This window comes from Helicobacter cinaedi CCUG 18818 = ATCC BAA-847, from assembly GCF_000155475.1.
Taxonomy (GTDB): domain Bacteria; phylum Campylobacterota; class Campylobacteria; order Campylobacterales; family Helicobacteraceae; genus Helicobacter_C; species Helicobacter_C cinaedi.
This window is the reverse complement of sequence record NZ_DS990392.1, coordinates 248,656-254,346: the sequence shown is the minus strand read 5'-3', so window position 1 is coordinate 254,346 and position 5,691 is coordinate 248,656. Positions and strand designations below refer to the sequence as shown.

The 5,691-nt window shown below is 39.1% G+C and carries 5 protein-coding genes; all 5 read left to right on the top strand.

Annotated elements, in window-relative coordinates; all coding sequences use genetic code 11:
* Nucleotides 1-85 precede the first annotated feature (85 nt).
* The gene (locus HCCG_RS05625) at nucleotides 86-2,314 is read left to right on the top strand and encodes a formyltransferase family protein (protein WP_015453407.1); all 2,229 of its coding nucleotides are present in this window, start codon (nucleotides 86-88) and stop codon (nucleotides 2,312-2,314) included.
* Nucleotides 2,307-3,506, top strand: coding sequence for a methionyl-tRNA formyltransferase (locus HCCG_RS05620; protein WP_002956476.1), 1,200 nt, complete (start codon nucleotides 2,307-2,309; stop codon nucleotides 3,504-3,506). The genes HCCG_RS05625 and HCCG_RS05620 overlap by 8 nt, the downstream gene beginning before the upstream one ends.
* Nucleotides 3,482-3,778, top strand: a complete 297-nt coding sequence (locus HCCG_RS05615; protein WP_002956475.1) for a hypothetical protein — start codon at nucleotides 3,482-3,484, stop codon at nucleotides 3,776-3,778. Before HCCG_RS05620 ends, HCCG_RS05615 begins: the two co-directional genes overlap by 25 nt.
* On the top strand, nucleotides 3,771-4,757 hold the full coding sequence (locus HCCG_RS05610) for an SDR family NAD(P)-dependent oxidoreductase (protein WP_002956474.1): 987 nt from the start codon (nucleotides 3,771-3,773) through the stop codon (nucleotides 4,755-4,757). Before HCCG_RS05615 ends, HCCG_RS05610 begins: the two co-directional genes overlap by 8 nt.
* Nucleotides 4,750-5,691 (top strand): AMP-binding protein (locus tag HCCG_RS05605; RefSeq protein WP_002956473.1); only part of this gene is annotated, 942 nt, incomplete at its 3' end. The genes HCCG_RS05610 and HCCG_RS05605, both read left to right, overlap by 8 nt.

Sequence of the window (5,691 nt, the reverse complement as noted above, 5' to 3'; positions counted from 1 at the left end):
ATAAACTAAAGCTTTTTTCACATAATATTCACTCTCTCATAACCCCACAAGATTCAAAGAGCATTATCTCAAGGAGAAGTGCCTAATGTCTCTTTGCAATCTTACTCCCAATACTCATCAAAAATTTTTATTCGTCGGCAATCGCCTTAAAGTATTGCAAGCTATGCTTCAAACTTGCCACAATCTCACTATTTGTATGCAGTCTCAAACCTATGCCGCACGCACCTTGCAAACAAGCCTCTCTCCAAAACACAAAAAGCATTGTTATGAATTTTCATCAAAAAAAGAGCTTTTAGCCCTTGTGCAAAGCCTAGAATTTGATGTGCTAGTCTCCAATGGCTGCCCTTACATTCTGCCTATATCGCAGATTCAAAAGCCACATCAAATTTTTATTAACTGCCACCCATCTTTACTACCAAATCTCAAAGGCAACCACCCCATTAATGGAGCGATTTTGTTTCATCAGCCAAGTGGGGCAACTTGCCATATAATGACTAATGAGATTGATTCTGGGGCGATTATCTCGCAAGTGCCTGTTTATAATGATGATAACATATCTCTACCACTGCTTTATCAAATGTGCTTTTTAGCCGAAAAAGAAGCCTTTCTCCTTGCTATGCAAAGGGATTTCAAGCCTGATGAAAACTTTTTATCTCATAGCACTCCACCCATTCCCTACTACACACGGGCAAATTCCCATTTAGAGCTTGACTTTCATACACAAAGCACCCAGCATATTATTGATACCATAAAAGCCTTTGCTATGCAGACACAAGGAGCATATCTCAAATGCAATTCTTCTGTGCGTTTCATAGATGCAAAGCTCATTTCCAATCCATTCCTTGAAAGGACATTTGAGCAATCTCGCCTTAATGATATACTGCTTTCTTTTGACAATCACATACTTTGCAAACGAGAAGAGGGCTTTTTGCAACTCACCCTAGCAAACAAAAGCAAGATTCCACAGTCCCTAACAAAAAATGCTTGTGATATAAAATCCCAAACCTGCATTACAGATTCACACACTTACAACATTTCACATCACTGCAACACCCCACAAACAACAATCAAGGCAAATATGGAATCTAGCCACGCACAAACAAGCATTTTTAGCCAAGATTCTTATGCTAAAGCCCTTTTAGAACCACTCTTATATAATCAAAAGCAGATTTTTCACTTCTCATACACGCAAGGCAGTGATTTTTTCTCTAACACCGCCATCATAGAGCCAATACCCAACACACCCTACTTTGATATGAGCTCCCCCTATGGTTATGGTGGATATTTTAGCAACTCTAGCGACATAAACTTTTTACGCAATGCCCTAGAAGCACAAGCACAAGAAGCAAGGAAAAGAAACATTATCGCTGAGTTTATCCGCTTTCACCCACATTTTAGCTCCACACCGCATTTTGCTCATTTGCTTGATTTTTTTGATAATACAAGAGAGATTATAGCCACAACTACGGACACACAAGCAAGATGGCAAAGCTATTCTTCAAGGCTTAGAGGGAAACTTAGAAAATCACTTCAAGCCTTGCAAGTAAGCCAAAGCTACGATACAGAGCTTTTTCACACACTTTATACGCAAACAATGCAACGCAACAACGCAGATAAGTTTTATTTCTTTGATATAGCCTATTTTAAAACCCTGCTCCAAATGCCCCAATGCGTAATGCTACAAGCCACATTTGAAGGCAAAATTGCCGCAATGGGAATCTTTTTATTCGATTCCTTATGCGGATACTATCACTTAGGGGCGAATGCCGATATTTCACTTGATAAGAATCTTAATGCTATGGGAGCGTTGTTTGAACACTTCTTTGAAATCGCAAAAGATAAGGGCATATCCCAATGTATCCTAGGCGGTGGCAGAGGGAACGATAAGCAAGATTCTCTTTTTGTTTTTAAAAAGCAATTTAGCACACATATTTTACCTTTCACAATCGGTGGCAAAATCTATGACAAGCAAATTTATCAAACCCTAAAGGCAAATACAGAATCTACAATATTCCTAGCCTATCGTATAAGCCAAGATTCACACAAAGTAGCAGATAAGGAAATTGCACGGGGGGGGGGGCAGTATGGATTTATATACCGATTCGGCTTTGGATTTTTCTGCGGATTCAATTTTGGATTCAACCACAACCCCAGATTCAGCTTCTGCTTCAACGGATTCAACGCCACACCAGAGCTAAGATTCAAGGCAGTAGCAAAGGCAAAAGCCCTGCCCTATTTACGCACTGCTTATACTCCCCTATCTATCCCTACCATAGATTCAAAGCCAAAGCCTTTAAGGAAAGCCTATGCGTAGCCTAGCTCCACTCAAAATAGGCTACTTCGCCGATGGTATTTGGTCGCATAATGCCTTTAGAAAAATCATCGCACACAAAGACTTTTGTGTCTGCTTTATCACACCGCGATTTGACAGCACCGATGAGACTTTGCATAACTTTGCTAAAACGCATAATATCCCCTATATCAAAGCTCAAAATATCAATTCGCCCGAGTTTTTAGCCCAAATAGAATCTTTTGAGTGTGATATTTTTGTCTCAATGAGCTTTAATCAAATCTTTAAAGAACCGCTTATCTCCACGCCTAGGCTTCATACCATTAACTGCCACGCTGGGAAGCTACCCTTTTATCGTGGGCGGAATATCCTAAATTGGGCGTTAATCAATGATGAAAAGGAATTTGGCATTAGTGTGCATTATGTGGATAGTGGGATTGACACGGGCGATTTGATTTTGCAACGCACTTATCCCATAAATGACAAAGATGACTACTCTACACTTTTACGCACAGCCCACACAGAGTGTGCGGAAGTATTATTTGATGCACTTTGTCTTTTGCAGAGCGGCAAAGCGGAGCGGATACCACAAAGACATATCCACGAGATTGGATTCTACTGCCCTGCTAGAGTGAAGGGCGATGAGTGGATTAACTGGCACAAGACTTCAAGGGAGATTTTTAACTTTATCCGTGCGTTAAACGCCCCAGATTTAGGAGCTAAAACTCGCACAAACACCCAAGAGCTACGCATTTTTAAAGCCCAAGAGATTAAAAATACTCCGCATTATATCGCCACACCCGGTTGTGTTGTAGGCATAGAAAAAACCTTACAAAATCCCCTAGAATCTGCCACACAAGATTCTACAATGCACGATTCTATCACGGCAGAATCCGCCACGCAAAATGCTATGATACTGCCACATCTCATTATCAAAACGCTAGATTCTACATTACGCATTACGCACTATCAATGTGCCAAAGCACTTAAAATCGGCGACAGGCTATTAAGTGATATTTTAACGGGGGGGGGGGATAAAACTCTAATTTTTTATCTCTCATCTTCTCCCATTATTTCTTATCTTTTCTTTATTGCTATGGGCGTGTTTTATCACAAATTTATTACCCTTTTTTCTACTTTTACATCTTTATTCAATACTGCTTGTTTCAATCTTATTTTAAGGAGCAAAAAATGCAAACACAAATCCAATCATTAATCTATAAAACTCTCCAATCTCTAGCAGATGAGCTAGAGAATGAGAATCTAAAAAATCCAACACTTGAAACAAAAATCTATGGGATTGAGGGCAATTTAGATTCTCTAGCCCTTGTAAGCTTTATTGCCGACTTAGAGGAAATGTTAGCAGATGAACTCAATCTTAATCTTATCCTAGCTGATGAAAAGACAATGAGCGGAAGAAACTCGCCTTTTAAAGATGTCGCTACCCTAAGTGCCTATATCCTAGAAAAAAGTCAAAGCAATGCCTAGAGTCATACTTATCACAGGGACACGCAAGGGCATAGGCAGGGATTTAAGCGAGTATTACTTAAATAAAGGCGATATTGTGTGTGGCTGTTCGCGGACACAAAGCAATTTAGAGCATAAAAATTACAGACATTTCACCCTTGATGTGAGCGATGAAAATGCGGTTGTAAATATGGTAAGGGCTGTGAAAAAGGAATTTGGCACAATTGATGTATTGCTAAATAATGCCGGAATTGCTTCTATGAATCATATCCTTACTACACCACTAAAAACTATGCAAAATATCTTTAACACAAATGTGTTTGGTAGCTTTCTTTTCTTACGAGAAGTCTCAAAGGTTATGGTGCAAAATTATAAAAAGCGTATAAAGGATTTAGAATCTAAGGGGCTAGATTCTAAAAATAATGCGAAAAATGCCATTGCGGAAGCGGTTTGTGATGATTTTAAAGAATCTGCAATCTTAGATTCTAACAATAAGGATTCTACTGCGGAAGGATTTTTGAGTGATTTTAGTGGTTTTACTAAAGAAAGCATAGCTTTTGGAGCGAAAGGTGAAGGGAGTTTATTAAACATAAATGACCGAGCCTTGAGCGAACAATCCGCTAAAAGCACCAAAAAGCCGACGCAAACAACGCAAATGCCCTACCGTATCGTAAATTTCGCCACAGTCGCCACCCCCTTACGCCTAGAGGGAGAAGCCGCCTATGCCGCTTCAAAAGCCGCACTAGTCAATCTCACACAAGTGTGTGCTAAGGAACTAAGCGAGTTTGGCATTACCATAAATGCCGTTGGTCCCACACCTGTGCCAACGGATTTAATCAAAAATGTCCCTAAAGCAAAGATGGACGCCCTTTTAAATCAACAAGCCATCAAACGATTTGGTGAGTTTAGAGATGTGCTAAATGCCATTGAGTTTTTCTTAGATGAAAAAAGTGATTTTATCACCGCACAAGTCATTTATCTTGGAGGCGTAAATGCGTAGTGATTCTTATAATTTCACGCACCCATTCTTACGCAAGATTGAGAGTTTTAAGCAAGATTCTATATGTCTTATTGCACAAGATCAAAGCCACACTTATGGGGAGCTTTTAGATTCTACACGCAATGCCCTAAATTTACTCAATAGCATAAAGGCAAATAGTGTCATTGGCATTATCGGTGATTATGATTTAAAGACTTTAGCCTTTTTCCTAGCGTGTGTAGAAAAGGGCTTTATTGTTACGCCTCTATCTGCTTCACTTATCCCAAAAGATTCCATATTCTCTCCTATGCTTCAATCTTATATCAAAGAGGGGCAAATAGACTATCTTTTCTATAATAACACCTTGCATTCTACGCGTAGCATAGACAAAAAACACAGCATTATCGCTTCCTTGCAGGCAAATCACACAAGCGGATTAATCCTTTTTTCAAGCGGTAGCACAGGCAAACCCAAAGCCATAGTGCATAATCTAAACACCTTGCTTCAAGGTTTTTTAGAGAAAAAGCCAAAGCGTATAAATATCTTATTATTCCTTATGTTTGATCATATAGGTGGGCTAAATACGCTTTTTAATGTGCTAAGTCTTGGGGCGTGTGGCATTACTCTAAAAAATCGCAAAGATATGCAAGAGATTGCAAAAAGTATTCAAGATTACAAAATCGCCCTTTTACCCGCTAGTCCTAGTTTGCTTCATCTCTTTTTGCTTTCAAACCCAACGCAGCTTTATGATTTAAGCTCACTAAGGCTTATTACCTATGGCACAGAAAAAATGTCAGATTCTCTTTTAGCAAAGCTTAAAAACGCTTTTCCAAAAGTGCGATTTCATCAAACATTTGGAGCAAGTGAGATAGGTATCACGCAGACTACAACAAAGGATAATTTTATCCACCTTGATAATATGGAATATAAGATTGTAAATAATGAGCTTTTTATC

Bases quoted from the DNA above. Each gene is read 5' to 3' on its own strand.
- HCCG_RS05610 (WP_002956474.1), top strand. From the start codon at position 3,771: ATGCCTAGAGTCATACTTATCACAGGGACACGCAAGGGCATAGGCAGG.
- HCCG_RS05615 (WP_002956475.1), top strand. From the start codon at position 3,482: ATGCAAACACAAATCCAATCATTAATCTATAAAACTCTCCAATCTCTA.
- HCCG_RS05620 (WP_002956476.1), top strand. From the start codon at position 2,307: ATGCGTAGCCTAGCTCCACTCAAAATAGGCTACTTCGCCGATGGTATT.
- HCCG_RS05625 (WP_015453407.1), top strand. From the start codon at position 86: ATGTCTCTTTGCAATCTTACTCCCAATACTCATCAAAAATTTTTATTC.